This window comes from Deltaproteobacteria bacterium (assembly GCA_016178705.1).
GTDB lineage: Bacteria > Desulfobacterota > Binatia > HRBIN30 > JACQVA1 > JACOST01.
In genome coordinates this window covers 97,836-120,351 of the sequence record JACOST010000001.1, presented here as the reverse complement: position 1 = coordinate 120,351, position 22,516 = coordinate 97,836, and the positions used below count along the sequence as shown (strand labels likewise).

Sequence of the window (22,516 nt, the reverse complement as noted above, 5' to 3'; positions counted from 1 at the left end):
ACTCGATGGCTTTCATAGATCGATTCTCTCCTTGCCGATCCACAACTGATTATGCTGCTTGATGCCCACGGCCGCAACCTTGACCAGAAGCTCCGCCTTCTCCTGCACGTCGTAGAATACCCGGACGTCACCCAATCGCAGCTCCCACGGAGCAATCGGATTGGGACGCAACAGCTTCCGCTTCCGTGTTGGTAGGTTCGGCTCGTGCGTGAGTTGCTTCTCCACCTGATCGACGACCAGCCTTTGCGTGGCCTTCGAAAGCGCCGCAAGATGGTCAACGGCTTCTGGGGAGTAGACGATTGCGAAGACCATGACCGAGCCTACGCATATCCCCGCCGCTGCATCAACGGAAGCGCTACATCGTCCAACGCCTCAGCGTTCTGCTGCGGCGCACCGATCATGCTGCGGCCAGCGCGCACAGCGGGCTGGCCGCTTCTGAATGACGCGCCGACAGCAGCAACACGTCGTTAGGCGGTCTGCGGAGACAATTAGTCAGAGTCGGCTGAGTGCGCCAGCGACTTGAGCTCATTGAAGATGGCGGTCAACGCCGCCACGTTTTCAGCCAAGTCCAAAGTCGTCCCGTCTCGGTCGACGACGAACCTTAGCGGGGGAACAAAGTGGCCGTGTCGACGCAATTCACCGTCTCGGGAGCCACGTTCTGGAACAAACCTGCAAGGTGCGGCCGAAGCGAATGACTGAAGCCGTGCATCGACGGACCCGCGACTCTTGGAGAACACTGCAACAACCAAGGACTCGGCTCGTGTCCGTACCGGCGCCTCACCCGCGCGGTAGAATCGAGGGTTGAGGAGCGGATGTACGTGCCACCCACCGACATATGCCCTAAGCGTTGACTCGTTAGCGTGCCGGCGCTCAACATAGAACCCGATATTCTCGAGGTCATCGCGTAGCTCATCAGCGAACGGTGGCATGCTTCGGATTCCCCGTCGAACAGGTCGCCGACCATCCCCTTCAGAATTCGCGTGTGTCCCTTCATGTGCCTGAGTGGGGTGTCCTTCATCAGATGTAGAGTGATCCGCCTAGCATGAATTCGGCAGGTCTCTGTAGGACGTCGAGCGCTGCACGGCTCGGAACGTAACACTGCGCGCGGGGCGCAATCGTTCTTGAGGCCATTGCGCTTCGCCGAGTTAGGGGCTGCCCCCGGCGGAACGCGGCGGTGGCAGGTGCAACTTCACGCCGGCGTGGCGCTCCATCAGCTCGACGAGGTCGGTGAAGTCGCGCTCGCCGAGGCCGGCGGCGATTGCGGCAACGAAGCTCTGCGCGACCTCGGCGGCTACCGGCGTCGGGACGCCGAGGTCGCGGCCGACATCGAGCAGCAGGCCGGCATCCTTCGCGGCCAGTGCGAGCGAGAAGGACGTGGGACGATTGCGTTCGTTGATGCCTTCGACCATTCGATCGGTGAAGAAGTTGCCGGCGCCGCCGGTGCGGATCACTTCGATCATTGTCCGCAGATCGATGCCCGCCTTCGCCGCCACCGCGAGGCCTTCGAGCGAGACCCACGCCGCAGTGAACGCGAGCAGGCTGTTCACCAGCTTGGCGACGTTGCCTGACCCCAGCGGTCCGATGTGAAAGCTGGCGCGGCCGAGTTTGTCGAGTAACGGCCTGCAGCGTTCGTAGACGCCAGCATCGCCGCCGACCATGAAGACGAGCATGCGCATCTTCGCACCCGGCGCGCCGCCAGTCAGCGGCGCTTCGAGCAGATGACAACCGGCCGCGGAGATGCGCGCGCCGACCGCTCGCACTGTGACCGGCGCGTTGGTGCTCAAATCGACGAGCACTGCGTCGCGAGTGGCGCCCGCCAGCCAGGCTGTGGCGACCGTGTCCATGGCCGCAGGGTTGGGGAGGGAGGTGAACACGACCTCGGTGCGTTGCGCCAACGCGATCGCTGATGCCGCGGCCGTGGCGCCAGCGGCCACGAGGGTTTCGACGCGGGTGGGGTCGAGATCATGCACATGGACTTCGTGGCCGTCGACGATCAAGTTCGCGGCAATCGCGCCGCCGATGTTACCGAGTCCGATGACACCGACGCGTTGCGTTGCCGCGCTCACGATGCCACCTGCGTGCTGATCCCGTACAACCGCGCCGGGTTGTCCCACAGCGTTTTTCGCTTCACTGCTTCCGATAGCGTGTCGACGGCGACGAATTCTTTGATCGCGTTCGGAAACTTGCCGTCACCATGTGGGTAGTCGCTGCCGAGTACCAGGCAATCGTCGCCGAAGGCATCGACGACGTACTTCGTGCCGCGCTCGTCGACCTCGGTTGAGATGAAGCATTGGCGTTTGAAGTACTCGCTGGGCTTCATGCGGAGGTACGGCGCTTCGCGCGGGCCGAAGTAGCCTTCGAAGTGCTCATCCATTCGTTCGAGCCACCACGGCGCCCAGCCGGCTCCCGACTCGAGGAAGACGCAGCGCAGCGCCGGATGGCGTTCGAGCACGCCGCCGACGATCAGGTCGAGACAGCCACCCATGTTCTCGACCGCGTGGCAGACCATGTGGAGTTTGAACAGCTTGTCGTAGCGATCGCGGCCGAATTGATTGAGATGCACCCCGGCGCCTTCATGGGTGGCGAGCGGCACACCGAGACGCTCGATCTCGCCGTAGAGGGCATCGAAGTCTTGGTGATCGATGGTACGGCCGTTGACCGGATTGGGGCGAATGAAGATCGCCTTCATGCCGAGTTGTTCGACCGCGTAAACGGCTTCCTTCACTGCGGTGTCGGGATCGTGCATGGTCACCATCCCCGCGCCATACAGACGAGTCGGCGCGTAGCGGCAGAAGTCGGCGAGCCAGCGATTGTAAGCGCGGCAAATCGCGCCGGCGAGGCGCGGCGGGATCGCATCGACCGACGCCGCGTAGAGGCCGCGCGACGGATATAACACGGCAATGTCGATCCCTTCGATGTCGAGCGCTTCCACTTGGCTGGCGGGATTGAAGCCTTGCCTGGCGGCGAAGCCGTAGCGCGCGGACGGTCCGGTAGTGTAGTCGGGCGCGACGTCGGCGAGACCACCGGGCACGTCGGGCATGCGATGGCCGAGCACGTCCATGCTCATCACGCCGAAACCTTTTGGTGCTTGATGGCGGAACTCGGGATCGATGTAGCGCTCCCACAGGTCCGGCGGTTCGAGTACGTGGCCGTCGGCGTCGATGACTCGGTAGTCTTGATACATGCCGTCCTCCGCGATCAGTCAATCAGTTGATTGGCTACCACAGTGAGGGATCGCGTGACAACGGTGCGCCGTGTCGGCCTTCCGGTGTAGGGGCGACGCATGCGTCGCCCGCGAAGTAGAATGTTCGCGGCGGGGAACCCGGCGTGCGATGCATGCATCGCCCCTACGACTTGGAGCGAGATTGCTTCGTCGCTCCGCTCCTTGCAATGACGACTGCCGAAACGTTCAAGTCCCGCGGGGCGGCAAGCCGGCCGCGCGATATACCGCGTCGATCACGCGCATGTTGGCGATGCCGTCGGTCGCGTCGGTTGGGACGGCGGTACCGTCACGCACGGCCGCGACGAAGGCGCGCAGTTGGTGTGTGTAGGTGGCGTCGCCGGCGACGCGTTCGCTGGTGGTGCCGCGTTCGGTGCGCACGCTGAGCCGATGCCATAGGTGCGGCGCGACGGGATTGATCACGCGCAATTCGCCGCGATCGCCGCGCACGAGCGCGCGAATGCGCAGCAACGCGGCGGAGAACAACGAGCACGTCATCCGTCCACTGCGGCCGTCGGCAAAGCGGAAGTCCGCTTCCATGTAGCGATCGACCTTGGGCGACGACAGGCGCGCCTCGGCGTGCGTCACCTCTGGCTCCGCGCCGGCGAGGAAGCGCAGGAGGCTGATGGTGTAGCAGCCGACGTCCATTGCCGCGCCGCCAGCGAGGTCGTAGCGGTAGCGGATGTCGTTGGGGAAGGGCAGGGGGATGCACATGTGGGTTTCGACGTGGCGGATCGTCCCCAGGTCGCCGCTGTCGATGATGGCCCGCATGCGCGCCGCGAGTGGATGGTAGCGGTAGTGAAACGCTTCCATCAGCACGAGCCCGGTGCGTGAAGCGGCCTGCGCCATCTGCTCGGCTTCGGCGGCGTTCGAGGCAATCGGCTTTTCGCAGAGGACGTGCTTGCCCGCTTCGAGTGCGCGAATCGTCCACACGCAGTGCAACCCGTTGGGCAACGGATTGTAGATCGCGTCGATGTCCGGGTCGGCGAGCAATGCATCGTAGCTGTCGTGGACGCGCCCGATACCGTGCTTGCGTGCGAACGCGTCGGCCTTGCCGCGGTCGCGGGCGGCGACGGCGGTGATCGCGGCGGCGGGAACCTGGCGCGCCGGCCGGATCAACGCCATCGGCGCGATGCGGGCGGCGCCAAGAATGCCAATGCGCAGCGGACCGCGGTCGGTGTGATCGGTCATGATACGGCGATGTTGCCTTCGCGCGGCGAGGCGCGCACCGCGCGGTCGTACGCCCAGGAACGGATATGGTCGACTTGCTCGCGCATGGTTTTGGACAGCGGGACGATGCCGCTGGCGACGTTGAGGATGTCATCGTCCTGCAGCGGGCGGTCGTGCAGCTTGGCCGCGGTCATCGCCGAGACCACGCACTGCTCGACTTCGGCGCCCGACCAGCCCTTGGTAAATTTCTTCAAACGATCGAGTTGGAACTGCGCGGGATCGATGCCGCGCTTCTGTAAATGGATGCGGAAGATCTCGATGCGTTCGACGTCAGTCGGCAGGTCGACGAAGAAGACTTCGTCGAAGCGTCCTTTGCGGATCATCTCGGCGGGCAGCAGATCGATGCGGTTGGCGGTAGCGGCGACGAAGAGGCCGCGCGCCTTCTCCTGCATCCAGGTCAGGAAGAAGGCGAAGATGCGGCCGAGGTCGGCCTGAGCGTCGCCCGTCAGTTGCGCGGTGATACCCATTTCGATTTCGTCGAACCACACCACCGCCGGCGCGACCGACTCCACCGTGCGGCAGGCCTCGACGAAGGCGCCGTCGGGACTGCCGTGGCGACCGGAGAACACCTCGATCATGTCGATGCGATAGAGCGGCAGGTTGAAGCACGAGGCGATCGATTTCACGCACAGACTCTTGCCGCAACCGGACACGCCCATCACCAGCAAACCTTTGGGGACGATCTCGGCGGCGAGGCTCTCGCGTTCGAGGAAGAGTCGGCGACGTTCCATCAACCATTGCTTGAGGTACTCCAAGCCGCCGACGTGGCCGATCTCGGTGCCGTCGGCGATGTACTCGATCAAGCCGGTCTTGTTGACGAGCAGTTTCTTTTCTTCGAGCAAGAGCGGCAGCGTTGTCTCGTCGATGCGTTGAGCCACGGCGACCGCGCGCCGCAGCGCGTGATGCGATTCCGTGAGCGTAAGACCTTGGAGGGCGCGCGCCATCTGATAGAGCGCGCCCGCACTGCTGTCGACCGCGACACCTTGTTGACCAAGACTCGTGAGTTCGCGTTCCAGAAAACTGACCAGCTCCGGCAGGTCGGGGCTGTGCAGATCGAGGTACGCCATTTGGCGCTGAAGTTCTTCCGGGATGACACGAAGGGGCGAGGTGATGATGATGAACTTGCCGGTGTCGAGGCAGCGGTCGTAGAGATCGCGCAGGCGGCGGCGAATGTCGGGGGCGTCGCGCAGGAACTCGTGAAAGTCGCGCAGCTCGAAAATTGCCGGGCCCTTGTGGCCGAGGATCACGTCGAGCACCTCGCGTGGGCCAGGCAAGGTTTTGGTGCCGGCGCTGCCATCGGGCTGCCGCAGTCCGTCGGTCAGACTCCAGGTCCAGACCGGCGCCTTGCCGCTGAAGATCTGCGCATTGGCCTCGTTCAACAGTAAGTGAACGCGCGCTTCTTCAGGCGAGCGGATGTAGATCAACGGTCGCCCCGCTTGAAACAGTTCCTTGAGATTGGCGAACGCGCGGCTCTCGGCCGCCGGGGTTGCACTCGGGTTACTCACGCTCCGCTCCGCTGTGGCTGCGCATGGTACATGAATTGGACGGCGAGTGCTCGCGCTGATTCACCGCGGGACCATAGTTGCGACCCTTCCATGCGGCGCCCGTGCCGACGTGGTGGCGCCACGCGGACGATGCGGTCATGCCGGCATAGAGCGTAGCCGACAGCGGCAGGCCCAGCGCCCACGCCGGCGCGCAGCCCAGATACGCAATCATTGGGCTGTAGGTGCGGAGCATCGCGATGTAGGTGAGCGCGCTGAGAAGACGCAGCTCGCCTGATCCGAAGACGATTCCAGCCATCGGCACCAGAAACACGAAGGCGAGTCCGAGCAGACAGCCAAGCAACGCGAAGGGACTATAGCCGAGTTGCGTGTAGGCGCTGCGCGCGACCATGTTCCAGATGTCCGCCAGCGTGGCGTAGCCGCGGGTCGAGTTCACGCCCGGATCATAACCCAGCCACAAGCGAGCACCGACCGCTTTGCAGGCACGGCCGAACGCGACGTCGTCGATCACCGCGTCGCGGATCACGGCCATTCCGCCGATGCGATCGAGCGTGCTGACGCGCACCAGCATACAGCCGCCGGCCGCACCGGCGGCGGATGACGCATCGTTGCCGATTGCGAGGAACGAATAGAGGCCGGCGAAGAAATAGGTGAAGGCGGGAATGAGAAGCTTTTCGAAGGCCGTGTGGCAGCGCAGGCGCGCCATCACCGACACCACGTCGCGTTGCCGGCAGTGTCCGGCCGCGAGCAAACGCGCGAGCACGTGGCTGTCGTGACGAATGTCGGCGTCGGTGAACCAGATCCATTCCGCGCCCAGCTCGCGTGCGCGCTCCGCACCTTGTTGCTGTGCCCAAACCTTGCCGGTCCATTGTGCCGGAAGAACAGGAGCGTCGATAATCACCAGGCGATCGCTTGCGCGGATGTCGGCCGTGAGTCGCCGCGCCACATCGGCGGTGCCGTCGTCGGAATGATCGTCGACCAGCACGACCACGAGATCGCGATGGGTCTGCTGCAGCAGTGCGGGGAGCGTGTGGGGCAACTCGTTAGCCTCGTTGCGTGCGGGTACCACCGCGACCACGCGCGTGGGAGGCAGGTCGAGCTCGGGCGGATCGAGCAACGGCGCAATCCGCCAGCGCTGCCCCAACAGCGCATAGCCGCCCCAGACGAGGAACAACAACCAGAGCATCCACATCATCGTCGGGCGCTTGTGGCAGATCCGGCGAGTGAGTGAAAGGGGGCCTCGACTTTCGCCGCGGCCTCAGTCACATCACAAGCATGTACGAAGTGCGGGTGGTGGCCAGGCTCAGCGAGATCGCGCGCCTGGAATGGAATGCACTGGTCGGCGCCGATGGCTCGCCGTTTCTCGAATGGGACTGGTTGGTGTCGCTCGAAGAGTCCGGCTGCGTCACCCGTGAATCCGGCTGGCTACCGCAACATCTCGCCGTGCGCGATCAACAGGGCCGACTCGTGGCGGCGTGTCCGCTCTATTTGAAGGGGCACAGCATGGGTGAGTTCGTGTTCGATCACGAATGGGCGGCCGCCGCTCAACGCGCCGGCATCGCCTACTATCCGAAGGTGTTGGTCGCGGTGCCGTTCACGCCCGCGACCGGCTCGCGCCTGTTGACGGCGGCGGGCGCAGACCGACCCGCGTTGCTGCGGCTGCTCAGCCGCGCTTTGCGCGACATCTGCGAGCGCAACGACCTGTCTTCAGTGCACGTGAATTTCTGCCGCGCCGACGAGGCGGCGGCATTGCGCGAAGACGGCTTCCTCGAACGCGCCGGGTTTCAGTATCAGTGGCAGAATGCCGGCTACGCGACGTTCGACGACTACCTCGAACACTTTCGCAGCAAGCGGCGCAATCAAATTAGACGCGAGCAGCGCGAACTGGCGGTACAAGAGGTGACGATCGACGTGCGAGTGGGCGACGACATTCCCGACGAATGGTTCCCGCTGATGTTCGACTTTTACAAGGCCACGATCGACAAGCTCTACTGGGGGCGACAGTACCTGAGCCCGGAGTTCTTCGAGCTGCTCCGCCGGCGGTTCAAGCGCAACCTGTGCTTCGTGGTCGCGCTGGAGAAAGGGGTACCGATCGCGGGCACCTTCAACGTACAGAAGGCGGGAGTGTTCTATGGCCGCTATTGGGGTGCGACCAAGGAGTTGCGGCATCTGCACTTCAACGTCTGCTACTACGCTGCGGTGGCGCACTGCATCGCCAGCGGGTTGCAACGTTTCGAGCCCGGTGCCGGGGGTGAGTTCAAGACGCTGCGCGGATTCGATCCGCAGCCGACGACGAGCATGCACTACGTCCGCGAGCCGCGGCTGGCGGCTGCGATCGAACGGTTTCTTGTCGCTGAGCGACGCGAGGTCGATCGCGTCGTCGGATGGATGCAACAGAACAGCGAGTTGAAGCCGACGGATGTGGGCGGAGAATGAGGTGAGGGAGGGACGAATGTCAGGAGCAGCCGCGTACGGGCGATGCATGCATCGCCCTCTGTCTTCTCCGCGATGGGCACGTCAATCGGAGGGCGACGCATGCGTCGCCCCTACAGGGAACAGGGAATCTGGTACGGCGCTCAAGGCAAGAAACCGAGACCAAAGTTCGGGACGGTCCAGAATGTGTCCGGGTCCATCCCGGTGTCGAGCGGCAAGAAACTCTGAGTGGTCGCGTCGTCAAGGTTGAGCCAGTGCTTTAGAATAGTCCCGTAGATGTCGCGGATGTCGGTGGAGCGGAAGGGCAGGGTCAGGTCCGACAGATTGTTCGGCGCTTGGGAGTACGGCGTGTTGCCGTCGTCGTCGAGGGCTTGCGGCGCACCGGAATCGACGCCGTTGATGTTGGGATGGTTGCCGTACGCGACGCCCCCGTTGACCGTACCGCCGATCACGAACACGGGGCCTTGCGAGCCGTGATCGGTACCGCTGTCGTTCTGCGGGATGCGCCGGCTGAATTCGCTCCACACCAGCACGAGTACCTTGTTCGCCACGCCCATGTCGAGGCAGTCTTTGTAGAAGAGCGAGAGCGCGTCGAAGACTTCGTGATGCAGGCCGTTCTGTTGATCGTTGGCCCCATCGATCCCCTGATCGCGATGGGTATCATAGCCGCCATTGGCGACTTCGAAGAAGCGGGTGGTAAGCGGATTATAGGCAGGGATGCCTTGGCTGACGCCGTAGATCATCTTGGCGACTTCGCGGAGATTGCGGGCGAAGCCGGTATTGAGCCCGACTGGTTCGCCTTGGATGCTGTTCGAGTAGTGCTTGTACCACTTGGTCGTTCCATCGGATCGCGCGTTGTACGGGCCTTCGACTTGCGGGTAGCTTTCGGTGCTCAACAACGTACTGGTGCCGCTGTCGCCGATGTACTTGAACGTTGGTTGCATGGAGCTGGAGGCCTTGTCGCAGAGGGCAAGGTACGCCGTCCGCTTCGCGTTGTCGTCGCCGCCGAAGGAGGGATCGTAGGGGAAATCGAAGTCTTTTACGCGATTGATGGTCAACACGTTGGTAGTGCGCTGGCGGAACTCCCCAGGCACCTCCGAGCGAACCGCGACGCCGGGAATCTCCAAGGAGCCATAGTTGGCGGCGAGATAGCGGCCCACCCAGCCATTGGGGAACGCGCCATCGCCGAGCGGATTGCCGGTCTGCCACGCGGTCCGCGACTCGTCGTGCGACAGGCTGTAGCTCGGATAACCAGCGCCTTGGATGACGGCGGCATGTGGGCGCACGGTGGAATCGAGCAGCGCGCTCATGCCCGGGTGCAAGGCCAGCGGCGTGCCGGTGTTAGGGTCAGTCGCGAATTGCGTCAGGATACCTGTATCGAGCCGCAGGCCCGTCGGACCGGTTCCGCGCGCAGCCTCGTAGGCAGCCCGCAGTGCCGAACTCCCCACGTCGCCGAGCGGCACGACCGTGTTGAGGCCGTCGTTGCCGCCGTCGAGAAAGACGACCACCAGGTAGCGGTCGCCGATCGCGGCCATGGCCTGCTGCAAGAACAGCGGATTGCGGAACAGTCCCTGGCTGAGGAAGCTGCCGGCGGTGAGTGCCCCTGTGCGCTTGAGAAACTGTCGTCGCGTGATTGCCATGGCGTTCTCCTGCTGTTCCTAGTGGATCTGGTAGGCGGGGGATTGAAGAAGGATGCCGAACAGGCCGTACAGCTTGGTGTTGCGGATGTTGTAATCGTGTAGGTCGAGAGTCGTGTACTGGCCGCCTTGGCCATCATCGCGCAGATAGGTCACCAGCGCGGCGACATCATCGGTCGAGAGTTGATCGTCGATGCCCAGATACTTGGCGGCATTGGTGAGAATATCCGTCGGGTCGGTGAGATCGATCAAGAACACCTTAGGTGAGAGGCTGATTTTGATCAGCTCGGGACGGAAGCCGTAGACGTTGCGATCGCGTGCGGCAACCACGTCGCGAGCGAAGGTGCAGCGGGCCAACAGGGTGGTACTGCTCACCCATGAGGTTTCCCAATCCCATCCGAATACACTCGGTGGTTCGAGCAGCAACTGGCCCATCGCGTCCATGTGATCGACCACATCAGCATAAGATCCTCCTCGAATGGCGAAATCGACAGCGTACGGCCGCACGCCCAGCAGCCGCAGGGTGCTCATGACGTAATCCACCGGCCATTTCACCGATTTCTTCGTCGTCGCGGTGTACGGTGCCGGGGCGGCTTCGGTGGCGTAGAATTCGTCGTGACAGATGATGCCTTTGACCAGCGCGCCGATGTCGAAGAAGGTGTCGAAGCTGGAGAACGCGATGATCTCGTCGATCACTGGGATCGTCGGCTGGGAGTGGCAGAGGTAGGTGAACAGCTTGTTGGCGATGTAGCGGGCGACAGTATTCTTGCCGTCGCTGTCTTGGTGGAGGAAGATCTTGTCGATGACCGTGTCGATTTCCTGCGGCCCTTCCTCACCGGCGTTTGCGGCATAGGCCGCGCCGCCAGCACCGAAGGCGGGATTGTTCTTATAGATGACCTTGGGGCCGCGGCTGGGAAAGTTGGCCATGAAGTCGTGGCTGGACGGGTGGAATTCCGCCTTGACCGTGGTCAGGTTGCGGCGCCAGCCGGTGAAGGCGCGCGCGATCTGCGCAACGTCTTCTTGCGCGTAGTTGTTGTTGCCGTTGAGATCCTTCACGCCCAAGGTGAACAGCTCTTGCAACTCGCGGGCATAGTTCTCGTTGGGTTCTTGCTTGTTATTGTTTTGCGTGTCGAGGAACTCGATCATCGCCGGGTCCTTGTTGATCGCTTTCACGAAGTCTTTGAAATTGCCCTTGTAGTAGAGATAGAGCAGGCCGATCTGAGTGTACATCAGTTTGGGATTGGTGACCTTGACGGCGCTGGTGGCGAAGTGGTCGTGCCAAAAGAGGACGAGCTTGTCTCGAAGCGGATAGGCCGTGAAAAACATCGTGCGGATCCAGCTATGGCGCACCTTCGTCATGTCGGCGCCGATAGGCTTGAGGTTGCGCGCGGGGAACCTCAGCATCCCGTCGGCGGCGGCGCCGCGCGTCGCTGTGCGTAGCAATAGGTTGTTGATAGTGGTCGGCGTTCCGCCGAAGCCGGCGCGACGCAGCAACTGCCGCGCATCGGCCAGGCTCAGAGGTGCGTTGGGATCGATAGGCATGAGTCCTTCTCCTTCGTGACCGCAATAGGTGCGTCAGTCGGTGCCGGGCACCCACCCGGTGTCGGGTGCACCACTGAGAATCCACAACCGAATGGCTTCTTGAAGACTGACGTTGAGCACGCGTCGTCCGCGTGGCATGCGCAGTCCATAGGACGCGTCGGGCAATCCACCTGTGATGATCTTGTGATAGAGCAAACTCGTCGTCGGGTCACCAACGCCGACGCTCGGCACGCTCACGCGCGTCCAGCCGGCCGCCGCGGCGCTGGCGGTCGTCGGCACCACGTTGATCAAATTGGCCGGGAAGGCACCGGATTCCAATAGCAGCGCCGCCGCCTTGGTTTGCGAGTCGTGGCAGGTGGCGGTGGCGCAGCTCTGATTGAAGATCTGCTTTTGAATGCGATCGTAGGTGCCGGTGAAGAAAGTGCGCGGGTCGCAGCCGTTACTGGTCTTCGGTGCCGGCCGACACATGAGCATGAGTCCGTCGACGTCGTTGGGGTAGACCTTACCTTGTATGACTTGGACAACCGTTGTCAGCTTCACCGTCTTGATGCTGAGCGAGCAGTTGTGAACGGTTGGCTTGCCGAACGGACCATGAATCGGGACGCGAATGTTCACGCGCCCCGAGCAGCTATCCGCCACGGCGGTGGGCGGGTCGATGGCATTGTCGATGGCGCCCTGCAGCAATTGAAAGTCGGGGTCGAATTTGGGATCGACCCCATCATCGTCGGCATGGCCGACGGTGATCGACTGGACGCCTTGCAGCGTACACTTGCTGGGATTGTAGGTGCTGTTTGCGCAAACCCCGACGCTGAAGGTGCAGACGCCGTTGACGACTCCGTCGGCGTCGCATGTTGGATCGCCATCGACGCAGCGGATACTCAATGGCCGCGCGGGGGGGAAGTTCACGTCGGCATCGAAGACCGCCAAGCAATCCGTGTTTGCCGCGCCGCCGCCCCCGTAAACAGCGAGCGCGCGCTGCGCCACGATATTCTGCAGCGTGACAACGGTCAGTATGGCGATTGCGAAGCTGAGCCGCGAACGATGCGATGCCCCCACCAATTCCCCCTCTTTCAGCCTCGCATCTTAGTTTGACCCTGGGGGGTCGTCAACGCGAATTCGCGACAGCAACGGCGCCGGGGCTCATCCGTTTCTCCTCCGCAGGCCTTGCCATGGCAGAGGCTGCGCTAGACAGACCGGCCTTGGCCCCAGTAGGGTCGGAACATGGCGCGGCTGAGTAGGGTGTGGGTGATCGCGATTGTGCTGGGCTTGGTCGGGTTCGTCGCCGCGCTGGTTGTCTATGAGCGGCGCGCCGCGCGGCCGCCCGAAGTGCCGGCGCAGTTGCCCGAGTTGCCGCTCGCCGTGCAGAGCGCGCCGTTTGTCCCATGGTTGCGCTTCGAGTCCATCACCGATCATCGTGACGCATACGAGCGTCTCTATGTCGACCTTGTCCTCGGCCATCAAGTCTTCAAGGCGCTGCCGCGTGGCTTGCCGGCGCAGCGCGCGCGCGAGTTGCTGCTCGACGACGATGACTTGCTGCTGTCGTCCGGCCGCCGTTTGTGGAGCAAGGAAGCACTGGCGCAACCCGGCTTCGTCGGCAAGTTCTGCTACACCCATTCCGATTTCTGCTTGAAGCGGTTGTTCGAAACCTATTTCGTCATCGATGGCCAACCCGCCGTCATCTACGACAACCAATACGCCATCGAGCGCTATCCCAGCCGCACGCTGACTCGCTACACGTTCGGCACCGTCGACATCGACGAGCACAAGTTCATCACCTACGACGATCGCGCGGTGGCCAGCTACGACATCCGTTCGCGCGACGGCCAGGCGCACTCGGTGGTGGTGCAGGTGATGACGCAGAACTTCACCATGCCCAACTCCACCGGTCCGACGGCGTACCCGCTGCTCGGCAGCGGCCAGTACCACGGCCAGCCGCTGTCGGTGTACCTCGATGCACCCGGCTTCGATGCGAGCGAGGGCTATCCGATTCACCTGCACCGGACGGTCGATACAATTCCCGACGGCACCCCCGTGCGCGTCACCGTCGCCGCCAGCTTCGATAACGCCGCGCCGAGCAATCGCGCGCGCGCGCTGCCCAACGACACGTTGGAACGCCACGTCGAAGCGTACCAGCGTTGGTTCTTCGACAACGTGCCGTACTTCGATTGTCCCGACGGCGCGATGAAGCGGATGTGGTACTACCGCTGGTGGATCGTGCGCTTCAGTCTGGTCGAGGTGAACACCACCGATTTGCAGGGCGCGGCGTTCTACGAGGGCAAGCTCGGCTTCGACAACCTGATTTCGTTCGCCGCGCCGGCGCAGATCAAGGAGCTGACGTACCTGCGCGATCCGCACTTCGCCCTCGATCAAGCGCGCAACAGCTACCGCAATCTCTCATCGATCGGGGCGTTGATGGACGCGCCGGGCAGCCCGTACTGGGGCGAGATGTACTCGCAGTGGACCACCGCGGCGGTCGCCGACTTCCATCGTGTGCATCCCATCGATCCCGCCACGCTGCGCAGCTTGCTGCCGGCGATGGCCAGCGACGTGCGGACATGGATGCGCGCGTTCGATCCCGACGGCGACGGGCTGCCGAGCCGCAACATTCCGCGCATCACCGGCTACGACCTCGACATCTTGTCGTGGTGGTACTTCTCGGGCCTTAAGCTCGATTTGTTCAGCAAGCCGGTCGAGCTCGAGCGCGTCGACTTCGCCAGCTTCGTCTACGGCAATGCGGCGGGCGTTGCCGAACTCGCGGAGAGCGTCGGCGATCAGGCGCTGCAACAAGAGTTCACCGCGGTTGCGGGCAAGATTCGCGCTGCGGTGTTGCAGCACTTGTGGGACGCGCCATCAGCGTTCTTCTATCCCCAACGCGCGGCCGACGACGTGCGCATTCCGATCCGCGAGCTGCACGGGTTCTTTCCATTCACCATGCGATTGGCGCCCGACGAGCAACCGTACCTCAGCGCGCTCAACAAACTGGTTGACCCGGCCGAGTTCTGGGCGCGCTTTCCGCCGGTGATTACCAGCCTGGCGCACTATCGCGAGTGGACGTGGGAGATGAGCGGACTGACGCGCAACATCGCGCCGCATCCGATCAGCATGGGCGGATTGACGCTGATCCGCGCGATGCACGACTATCATCAGGAGAGCGTGACGCCGGCGCATTTCATGGAACTGATGGCGCGCTACACGTCATTGATGTTGCCTGGCGTGCATCCCAACGATCCGGCCTGGCGACCGAACGCGCACGAATACTATTCGCAGTGGGAGCCGGGGGCGTCGACGGCGCTTCCGAAGCCATCGGACATCTCGCACGACTTCCACTCGATGTATAACGCGCTGGTGGTCGAAGGCGTGGTCGGCCTCACGCCGCGGCGCGACGAGCGCATCGAGCTGCGTCCCGCCGCGCGCGAGTGGCCGTATTTCGTCCTCGACCGTCTGCGCTATCGCGGCCACGATCTCACGATCATTTGGGACCGCCCCGACGGCCACGTGCGCTACAAGGATTATCCCGAAGGCTTCTCGCTCTACATCGACAACCAGCTCGCGTTTACGCGGCCAAGGTTGGATCCGGTGATCTACGATCCGGCGACGCACGCGGTCGTTGGCGAAGCGGAGACGAAATGAGTGATGACGGATCCGACCGATCGGTCCGATCGGTCGGATCCGTCATCCCCGACCCCGGGCCGCGTGCGCGCTACACCGCGCGCCCGTTTCCCGCCTACCGCTACGTGCCCGGCGTGCACCCCCATCCGACTCGCGATCCACGCGGGCACTCGTACGAACCGAACCCTACACTGCATCGGCACGCCGCGTGGCAACCGGAGCAGTGGCGGACGTTGGAGGCGTGGCTGTTCGGCGTCGATCTGTTCAACGCGCACTATTTCTGGGAAGCGCACGAAGCCTGGGAGGGCTTGTGGGCGGCGATGCCACGCGACAGCGAGCCCGCCCTGTTGCTCCAAGGGCTGATCCAGATCGCCGCGGCGCTGCTGAAGGTGCACATCGGCACACTGGCCGGCGTCCAGATATTGTCCGTCGAAGGACTCGACAAGCTCGCGCATGTCGCCGAGCAGACGCCGCGCATGCTCGGACTCGATCTGCAGGATGTCATGGCGTCGCTGCGCGCCTACTTCGCGCCCGCTGACCGCGGGGTGTTGCCCGAACTGAATGCTGCTCCGCTGATTCGTCTTGCGGAGTCATCGCTGGAACGGTAACGGGACGCCGTGCGTCGGACGACTACGAAGCAAATCGCACGCGCGGCTGGGCGCACTCGAATCGTGATTGCCCCGTGTCGGGTGAAGGACATCGACGCGGTCCTCGATCTGTGGAAGCGCGCCGGTGCGGCACCTAGCGTGACCGACGACGGCGAGGGAGTGCGACGACGGCTCAAACGCGACCGGCAGCTGTTTGTGCTGGCGTGGGCTGGCGCGCGTCTGGCCGGCAGCCTCATCGGTGGATGGGACGGTTGGCGGGCGAGCATGGCCAGGCTTGCAGTCGATCCGGCGTATCGCCGTCACGGCATCGCAAAACGTCTCGTCGCCGCGGTCGAAGCACAGCTCCGTCAGATGGGCGCCAAGCGAATCGGGTGCATCGTGCTCGAAGGCAACGAGGGCGGCACCGCATTCTGGCGCGCCGCGGGGTACTGGCGCGATGCGCAAACGCGCCGCTATGTGAAGGATCTCTCCTGAGTTCGGAGGCGCTACCCTTGCCGGGACGCGAGGTGGCTCAGCACGGACTCTGCCGCTTGCTCGCCCGAATGAATGCAGTCGGGGATGCCGACGCCGCGATAGGCGTTGCCGGCAAGGGAGAGGGCGCCGAGCGCTGCGACCTCGCGATTGATCCGTGCCATGCGCTCCAGATGACCGACACGATACTGGGGCATCGCTTGATGATGTCGATGCACGCGCGTGAACAACGGAGCGTCCGACACGCCGAGCAGCGCCGTTAATTCTTGGCGAACGCTTGTCACCATCGTCGCGTCGTCGGCATCGAAGCGCTCGCGTTGTAACGCGCCGCCGACGAATGCGCGCAGCAGCACATGCCCGTTCGGCGCGCGGCCGGGATACTTGATGCTGCTGTAGGTGCAGGCGATGATCGCCCGCGACTCGATCAGCGGCACGACGAAGCCGAAGCCATCGAGCGGTCGTGGAAAGGCCGCGAGCGGATACGCCAGACTCACGGTCGCCGACGACGCGTACGGAATGCGGCTCAGCGCTTCGCTGAGAGTGGGCGCCGTTTCGCGTAGCAGCGTCGCGCTACGATGCGCTGGCGTCGCGAGGACAACCGCATCGGCAGCGGCCCGGGTCCCGTCATTGAGGTGCAGTTGCCACTCCATGGATTCAGAAGCGCGCGTGATGGCGGTGACATCAGTGTCGCAGCGCAGCACGCCTTCGGGCAAACGTTGCGCGAGCGTGTCGACGACCGTCTGCATGCCGTCGTCGACGCTGACGAACAAGCTCCAGCGCGCGCCACTGGCCGCGCGCGTAGCGGCCGGCTGCCGGCGCTGCTGGCGCCACATCGCCCAGATCACGCTGCGGTCGCGCCGCTCCATTTCTAGGAAGCGCGGCATGGTCGCCGCAAGGCTGAGATCATCGGGATCGGCCGTGTAGATGCCACCAATCAACGGCTGCGCGACGCGTTCCAATGCTTCGTGCCCGAGACGGCGCGTGACGAATGAGCCGAGGCTCTCGTCGGTGCGTTGAGCGCCGCGCGGCAAAACAAGATCGAGCGCCATGCGCAGCTTGCCCGGCCACGTGAACAGCTGCGTGGTGATCAATGGCCAGAACTGCGTCGGCGCGAGCAAGAGGAATCCATCGGGCAACGAGTGCAAGCGGCCGTTGTGCACGACGTAGGTGCGGCGGTGCTCGTCGCGGGTGCGCACCAGCCGCGGCGTCAGACCAATGCGGTCGCAGAGCTGCAACGCCCACGGCTTCTCGGAGATGAACGAATCCGGTCCCGCCTCGATCACAAAGCCGTCGATCCGCTCGGTTGCGATCGAACCACCGGGACGCTTCGCCGCCTCGAGCAGCGACAGATTGATCGGTTGATTGCGTTCGCGACTCAGCTCTACCAGGCGATGTGCTGCAGCGAGGCCGGCAATGCCCGCGCCGACGACGGTAACGCGGTGGTGAGCGGGGCGAGTGTCACTCATGCACATTCCAGGTGGAGGAAGCCGTCCCTGGCGCCGGGCGCGTCGAATCTACCCTCGTCCGCACCAATTCAGCCAGCATGCGAATGAAGGAAGGATCATCGTTCACCGCCGCCGCCCGGGCGAAGTGGATGCCGAGTTGCTCCGCGACCGCGCGCGCTTCGATGTCGAGGTCGTACAGCACCTCGACGTGGTCGCACACAAAACCGATCGGCGACACCACCACGCTGCGGACGCCGTTCGCAGCGAGAGCCCGCAGTGCGTTGCCGATGTCGGGCTCCAGCCAGGGATCCTGCGGATTACCGCTGCGGCTCTGATACGCCACGGACCAACCGCGATGCCCGAGACGCTGTGCTACGGCGCTGGCACCGGCCTCGATTTGCGCGATGTAGGGAGATCCATTTGCCATCGCGGTGGGTATGCTGTGCGCCGTGAAGATCAAATGGACACGGTCGCGTTCGCCGTCCGCGATGGTAGTCAACGCCACAGCGGTGCGCTCGGCGACGGCTTCGATGAACAGCGGGTGCGTCGGCCACGGCGGTGCGAATGCGACTTCCGGCGCTTCGCTCACCACCGCGCGCGCATCGGCGACATCCTGGACATAGCGTTGCCAGCCGGCCTCGCTCTGTTGCGCGGAGAGAATCAAGCCGACCGTGCGACGATGGCCGGCCGCTGCCATCTTGGCGAGCGTCTCGTGGAGAAACGGATGCCAGTTGCGCATGCCGACGAAGACGGGCAGGGCCAGGCCACGTGCGCGCAACTCCACCGTGAGCGCGGCCGCTTGACGAAAGGTCAACTGATTGAGCGGCGACCGGCCACCGATCAGTTCGTAGTGATGCGCGACGGCTTCCAGCCGGGGCGGCGGAAGAAATCGCCCGCGTGTGACGTTGGCAAGGAACGGCCGCACCTCGTCGGGTTGTGTCGGGCCGCCGAACGCGATCAGCAAGATCGAGTCGAATGGTTCAGGCATCACGCCTCACGGGGTGCGCTCAGCTCGTGCACCGTGTCGATCAGAAGACGCACATGATCGACCGGTGTCTCCGGCAGAATGCCGTGACCGAGGTTGAAGATGTGTCCCGGCCGGCCGCGAACTGAATCGAGCAACGCAGCGGTGCGTCGCCGAATCTCGGCCGGTGGCGCGAACAACGCGACCGGGTCGAGATTCCCTTGCACCGCCACGTCGTGGCCGATGCGTTGCCAAGCGCCGGCGAGATCGACACGCCAATCGACGCCGAGCACCGTGCCGCCGGCGTCGCGCATCAGTTCGAGCAACCCGCTGGTGCCGGTGCCGAAGTGAATGACCGGCACGTTCGGCGTGATCCCACGGATCAGATCGCGCATGTGTGGCTGCACGTACTCGCGATAGTCGATGGGAGCGAGACAGCCGACCCAACTATCGAACAATTGCACCGCGTGCGCGCCGGCCGCGATCTGGCCGTTAAGATACGTCACGACCACACGCGTGAGCTTTGCCATCAGCGCGTGCCACGCGCCCGGATCGCGGTACATCAAGGCCTTGGTGTGGATGTAATTGCGCGACGCGCCGCCTTCGACGATATACGAGGCGATCGTAAACGGTGCGCCAGCGAAGCCGATCAGCGGCACGCGCAGCGCGGCGGTGGCGCGGCGCACGGCCTCGAAGACGAAGGGCAGTGACTGCCGCGGGTCAATCTCGGGCAGCCGATCGACATCGCTTCCGGTGCGCACTGGATGCTTGATCAGCGGGCCATCGCCGCTGCTGAATTCGAGTCCGATCCCCATCGGTTCGAGCACGAGCAAGATATCCGCGAAGATGATCGCCGCATCGACGCCGAGTCGCTCGACCGCCGTGACGGTCACCTCGGCGGCGGCGTCCGGGTTGTGGCACAATTCGAGGAAGCTCAGCTTGTCGCGCACCGCGCGATACTCGGGCATGTAGCGGCCGGCCTGCCGCATCAGCCAGATCGGCGTGAACGGTGTCGCCTCGCGGCGGCAGGCTTTGAGAAACGGGTGATCGCGCACAAGTTAGGTGTAAAACGTACAGCGCGAAACGTAAAGCGCTGGCTCCCAATAAGAGCTAGGCTCCACGCTTTGAGTGCAGCAACGCGGATCCGCTCCGTGCCGCCGCTGCCACGAGGTGGCCCATCTTCGAATGCTCGGGCTCGATGTCCGGCGGCAACCCGTGCGCCCGCAATGCGGCGCTACACACGGGCCCGATGGACGCGATCAGCACGTGCTGGAATGCGGTCCGTAAGCGGGACGGATCGACGCCCTCTTGGTTCGCGATCAGTGCGAGATGCTCGACCTGGGTCGCGCTGGTGAACAGGCCGATGTCGACCCGACCGGCAACGAGTTCGGCGACGGCAGTGCGCAGGGGCTCAGTGTCCTCCGGCAACGCCCAGCGATAGACGGGCACGGTGGTGACGGTCGCGCCGCGCTGGCGCAAGCCGTCGCACAATTCGGGATTGGGCACTCCGTATTCTTGTACCGCGACGCGCAGACCGCGGACCGGCAGGTCGCGGTCGAGCGTGGCAAGGATCTCACGCCACGTGTTGGGTTCAGGAATAGTCACCGCTGGCGTCAGGCCGAACTCGCGCAGAACCGCGACCGGCTTGGGTCCGCGCGCCACCAACTTTACGCGGCGGAGCAAGTCGGCGAAGCGATCGTGCGCGCAGCGCGGTTCAATCGCCGCGGCGAGCGTGCGAGTGCCGACACCGGTGAGCAGAATGACGATGTCGATTGCGGCCTGTTCGAGTTGCGCGAGAAAGGCGAACGCCGGCTGGTTCTCGTCGAGCGGTACCTCACGCAGCGCCGGGGCGATCAGCGGCGTGCCGCCGTGACGCCGGATCAGTTCGGCGATCTCGCTGGCGCGCCGGCTTTCGAGTGCGAGGACGACCAACCCGGTCAGCGCGGCGGCGGGCATCGAGCCGCTCAACTATTTTGAACTCGCGTAGCGCGTGCCGCCGGCGAGCGCGTCTCGCTTGGCCGTGCAACTGCCACAGTCGGGCTGCTCGCAGACGAACACGGCCGGATCGGCTTCGAGGGCGCTGGTGGCGAGGTTCACCAAGTAGCGGACCGGAATCTTTCGCGCGATACCGTTGGCGAGCGGTATCGACAGCACCTTGGCCGGATCGAGGCGGGCTTCGAGGCGATCGAACGCGGTGCTGCAACCGGGGACGTTCTCCAGCACCACGCGCTCTTCGTAGCCGGCGGCGTTGAGGCGGATGGCGGAGCGACGTGAGAGATACGGCACCTGCAGCCGCTCTTCCGCAAGATGAATCGCGGTGACTGTGCGCAACGTGGTGCCGAGCAGCAGCAATTGACCTTGCGCGATGTTGAGCTTCTTCATCGGTCCCATCACGTTGTTGTCGCGTTGGGTCGAGAGTAGATCCCGCGCGTTGCGGCCATAGGCGGCGAAGGAGTGGGTCGGATGACTGCTGCGCAGGACTCCGGGCACGCGGCGGAAGGCCTCGGCAATCGCGCCGATCTCACGACTGACGGGCAGATCGGGATGAAACGCCACGGTGCGGCCGGGGCGGAGGCCGATCAACGTCTCGGCATACGTGAATGCCGGCACCAGAATGGTCCCGTCACCGACCGCCTCGATCAGGGCGTTGCAGACCGTCGGCGCACTGCCTTCGACTTCGCCAAAGGCGGACAGCGACGCATGCACGACGATCTGGTTGCCGCGCACGTTGAGTCGCTCGAACAGTTTTCTCACATCGTCTCGATTCATTGCTTGCTACCACACTGACCAACGCAACTAGTATCGGTTTCTCCGCGACCGCACCAGCCCAGCTTCAAACGGCTTGCAGATGGCGGCGGACTGCGGCGAGCAGCATCAGCTTAGCGCGCGCTTGGGTGGGAGTCAGGGAGCGGAGGCCGCACGACGGTTGCAGATAGATCGCATCGGGCGCGTAGCGCCGCAGCAGGCGATCGAGTCGACTGGCGAGAGCGACCGGATCTTCGAGCGTGGAGTCGCGGCCGTCGACCACGCCGAGCGCGAGCGTCTTGCCGGAGCCGGTGCTGGCGATCGTGTCCCACAGCGCGGTGCTGCCGGTGAGATCAACGGCGACGATGTCGGCGGGAATCGAGTTGAGTTGCGGGTAGATCGGATCGGCGTCGCCGCCATAGGTTGCGATGGCAATCTCGGCGTTGCCGCGCGCGGCGTATAGCGGCTCGAACAGGTTGCGCAGCAGGCGGATGTCGTGCAGGCCGTCGTAGCAAATCGCCGGCTCTTCAATCTGAATCACTGTCGCCCCAGCGGCGGCGAGCGCAGCGACTTCGTGCGCCAGGATGGCGCTGAGGTCGACCGCAAAGTTTTGATAGTGGGCGTAAGCGCTCGGCTCGATCCGCGACAGGCGCGCGAGGGTGTAGGGGCCGGTGACAATCGGTTTGACCGGTACCGTCACGGCGCCGCGTGCCTGGTGGAAATTGGCGAGCAGATCGGACCTGCCGCGCGTCACGGGTGCGTTCACGATCGGTTGTTGGAAGGTTCGCGTTGAATTGAAGAAGGTCCGTCGGCCGCCCAGTCGCACGCCGCCGAGCGTCGCCATGAAGTGCGAGATCGGATCTCGCCAGTTGATTTGGCCGTCGGTGACCAAGTCGAGTCCAGCTGCGGCTTGTTCCGCGGCGACTGCCGCGATGCTGGGCCCGCCGTCGGTGGGATAGCTGCTGTGATTCGCGATCGAGATCTGCATGATCCTGCGGAGCATATCGGGGCGGTTTGTGCGCAGCAACCGCGGCGCGCCTGCGCGAGGTCGCTTGTTCGGGTTCAAGACGAGTGGTACACGAGCCGCAGTGAGCGTCACATTGTTGATGT

Annotated in this window: 19 protein-coding genes; 4 read left to right on the top strand and 15 right to left on the bottom strand. The window is 64.1% G+C overall.

What is annotated here, in order from left to right; all coding sequences use genetic code 11:
• Positions 1–12: 12 nt before the first annotated feature.
• The 6 genes from HYR72_00480 to HYR72_00455 all read right to left on the bottom strand — a co-directional run bounded on the left by HYR72_00480 (position 13) and on the right by HYR72_00455 (position 7,138).
• Entirely contained in the window at positions 13–312 is a 300-nt protein-coding gene (locus HYR72_00480) for a type II toxin-antitoxin system RelE/ParE family toxin (protein MBI1813434.1), read from the bottom strand.
• A gap of 833 nt (positions 313–1,145) precedes the next feature.
• A complete protein-coding gene (locus HYR72_00475; protein MBI1813433.1) occupies positions 1,146–2,066 on the bottom strand; it encodes an NAD(P)-dependent oxidoreductase in 921 nt (306 codons plus the stop codon).
• Complete coding sequence (locus HYR72_00470; GenBank protein MBI1813432.1) at positions 2,063–3,184, bottom strand: amidohydrolase family protein; 1,122 nt, start codon at positions 3,182–3,184, stop codon at positions 2,063–2,065. Before HYR72_00470 ends, HYR72_00475 begins: the two co-directional genes overlap by 4 nt.
• 225 nt (positions 3,185–3,409) lie before the next feature.
• A complete protein-coding gene (locus HYR72_00465) occupies positions 3,410–4,411 on the bottom strand; it encodes a Gfo/Idh/MocA family oxidoreductase (protein ID MBI1813431.1) in 1,002 nt (333 codons plus the stop codon).
• A complete protein-coding gene (locus HYR72_00460; GenBank protein ID MBI1813430.1) occupies positions 4,408–5,955 on the bottom strand; it encodes an AAA family ATPase in 1,548 nt (515 codons plus the stop codon). Before HYR72_00460 ends, HYR72_00465 begins: the two co-directional genes overlap by 4 nt.
• Positions 5,948–7,138 (bottom strand): glycosyltransferase, encoded by a 1,191-nt coding sequence (locus HYR72_00455; GenBank protein MBI1813429.1) that lies wholly within the window; start codon positions 7,136–7,138, stop codon positions 5,948–5,950. The genes HYR72_00460 and HYR72_00455 overlap by 8 nt, the downstream gene beginning before the upstream one ends.
• An 89-nt stretch (positions 7,139–7,227) precedes the next feature.
• On the opposite strand from HYR72_00455, the gene HYR72_00450 reads away from it, so the two are divergent.
• Positions 7,228–8,388: a GNAT family N-acetyltransferase gene (locus HYR72_00450; protein ID MBI1813428.1), complete on the top strand. Its 1,161-nt coding sequence runs from the start codon at positions 7,228–7,230 to the stop codon at positions 8,386–8,388.
• A gap of 140 nt (positions 8,389–8,528) precedes the next feature.
• Here HYR72_00450 and HYR72_00445 read toward each other — a convergent pair whose 3' ends face one another.
• Genes HYR72_00445 through HYR72_00435 form a run of 3 tightly spaced genes read right to left on the bottom strand, consistent with a single transcriptional unit; the run spans position 8,529 to position 12,620 of the window.
• The gene (locus HYR72_00445) at positions 8,529–10,025 is read right to left on the bottom strand and encodes a DUF1501 domain-containing protein (protein ID MBI1813427.1); all 1,497 of its coding nucleotides are present in this window, start codon (positions 10,023–10,025) and stop codon (positions 8,529–8,531) included.
• An 18-nt stretch (positions 10,026–10,043) separates the two neighbouring features.
• Complete coding sequence (locus tag HYR72_00440; protein ID MBI1813426.1) at positions 10,044–11,564, bottom strand: DUF1800 family protein; 1,521 nt, start codon at positions 11,562–11,564, stop codon at positions 10,044–10,046.
• 33 nt (positions 11,565–11,597) lie between these two features.
• Positions 11,598–12,620 (bottom strand): hypothetical protein, encoded by a 1,023-nt coding sequence (locus tag HYR72_00435; GenBank protein ID MBI1813425.1) that lies wholly within the window; start codon positions 12,618–12,620, stop codon positions 11,598–11,600.
• Positions 12,621–12,785: 165 nt separating this feature from the next.
• Between HYR72_00435 and HYR72_00430 the strand changes: the two genes are divergently transcribed.
• The 3 genes from HYR72_00430 (at position 12,786) to HYR72_00420 (ending at position 16,255) form a co-directional block, all read left to right on the top strand.
• Positions 12,786–15,194, top strand: a complete 2,409-nt coding sequence (locus HYR72_00430) for a hypothetical protein (protein ID MBI1813424.1) — start codon at positions 12,786–12,788, stop codon at positions 15,192–15,194.
• Positions 15,191–15,781, top strand: a complete 591-nt coding sequence (locus HYR72_00425) for a DUF309 domain-containing protein (GenBank protein MBI1813423.1) — start codon at positions 15,191–15,193, stop codon at positions 15,779–15,781. Before HYR72_00430 ends, HYR72_00425 begins: the two co-directional genes overlap by 4 nt.
• Before the next feature lie 63 nt (positions 15,782–15,844).
• Positions 15,845–16,255, top strand: a complete 411-nt coding sequence (locus tag HYR72_00420) for a GNAT family N-acetyltransferase (protein MBI1813422.1) — start codon at positions 15,845–15,847, stop codon at positions 16,253–16,255.
• A gap of 11 nt (positions 16,256–16,266) precedes the next feature.
• Here HYR72_00420 and hemG read toward each other — a convergent pair whose 3' ends face one another.
• The 6 genes from hemG to HYR72_00390 all read right to left on the bottom strand — a co-directional run bounded on the left by hemG (position 16,267) and on the right by HYR72_00390 (position 22,394).
• A complete protein-coding gene (gene hemG / locus HYR72_00415; GenBank protein ID MBI1813421.1) occupies positions 16,267–17,718 on the bottom strand; it encodes a protoporphyrinogen oxidase in 1,452 nt (483 codons plus the stop codon).
• A complete protein-coding gene (gene hemH / locus HYR72_00410; GenBank protein MBI1813420.1) occupies positions 17,711–18,685 on the bottom strand; it encodes a ferrochelatase in 975 nt (324 codons plus the stop codon). The genes hemG and hemH overlap by 8 nt, the downstream gene beginning before the upstream one ends.
• Positions 18,685–19,716: a uroporphyrinogen decarboxylase gene (gene hemE / locus HYR72_00405; GenBank protein ID MBI1813419.1), complete on the bottom strand. Its 1,032-nt coding sequence runs from the start codon at positions 19,714–19,716 to the stop codon at positions 18,685–18,687. Before hemE ends, hemH begins: the two co-directional genes overlap by 1 nt.
• Positions 19,717–19,771: 55 nt before the next feature.
• Positions 19,772–20,617: a uroporphyrinogen-III synthase gene (locus HYR72_00400; GenBank protein MBI1813418.1), complete on the bottom strand. Its 846-nt coding sequence runs from the start codon at positions 20,615–20,617 to the stop codon at positions 19,772–19,774.
• 12 nt (positions 20,618–20,629) lie between these two features.
• Positions 20,630–21,430 carry an AAC(3) family N-acetyltransferase gene (locus tag HYR72_00395; protein MBI1813417.1) on the bottom strand — a complete coding sequence of 267 codons (801 nt, stop codon included), beginning with the start codon at positions 21,428–21,430 and terminating at the stop codon, positions 20,630–20,632.
• A gap of 64 nt (positions 21,431–21,494) precedes the next feature.
• Complete coding sequence (locus tag HYR72_00390; protein ID MBI1813416.1) at positions 21,495–22,394, bottom strand: hypothetical protein; 900 nt, start codon at positions 22,392–22,394, stop codon at positions 21,495–21,497.
• Positions 22,395–22,516: the final 122 nt, after the last annotated feature.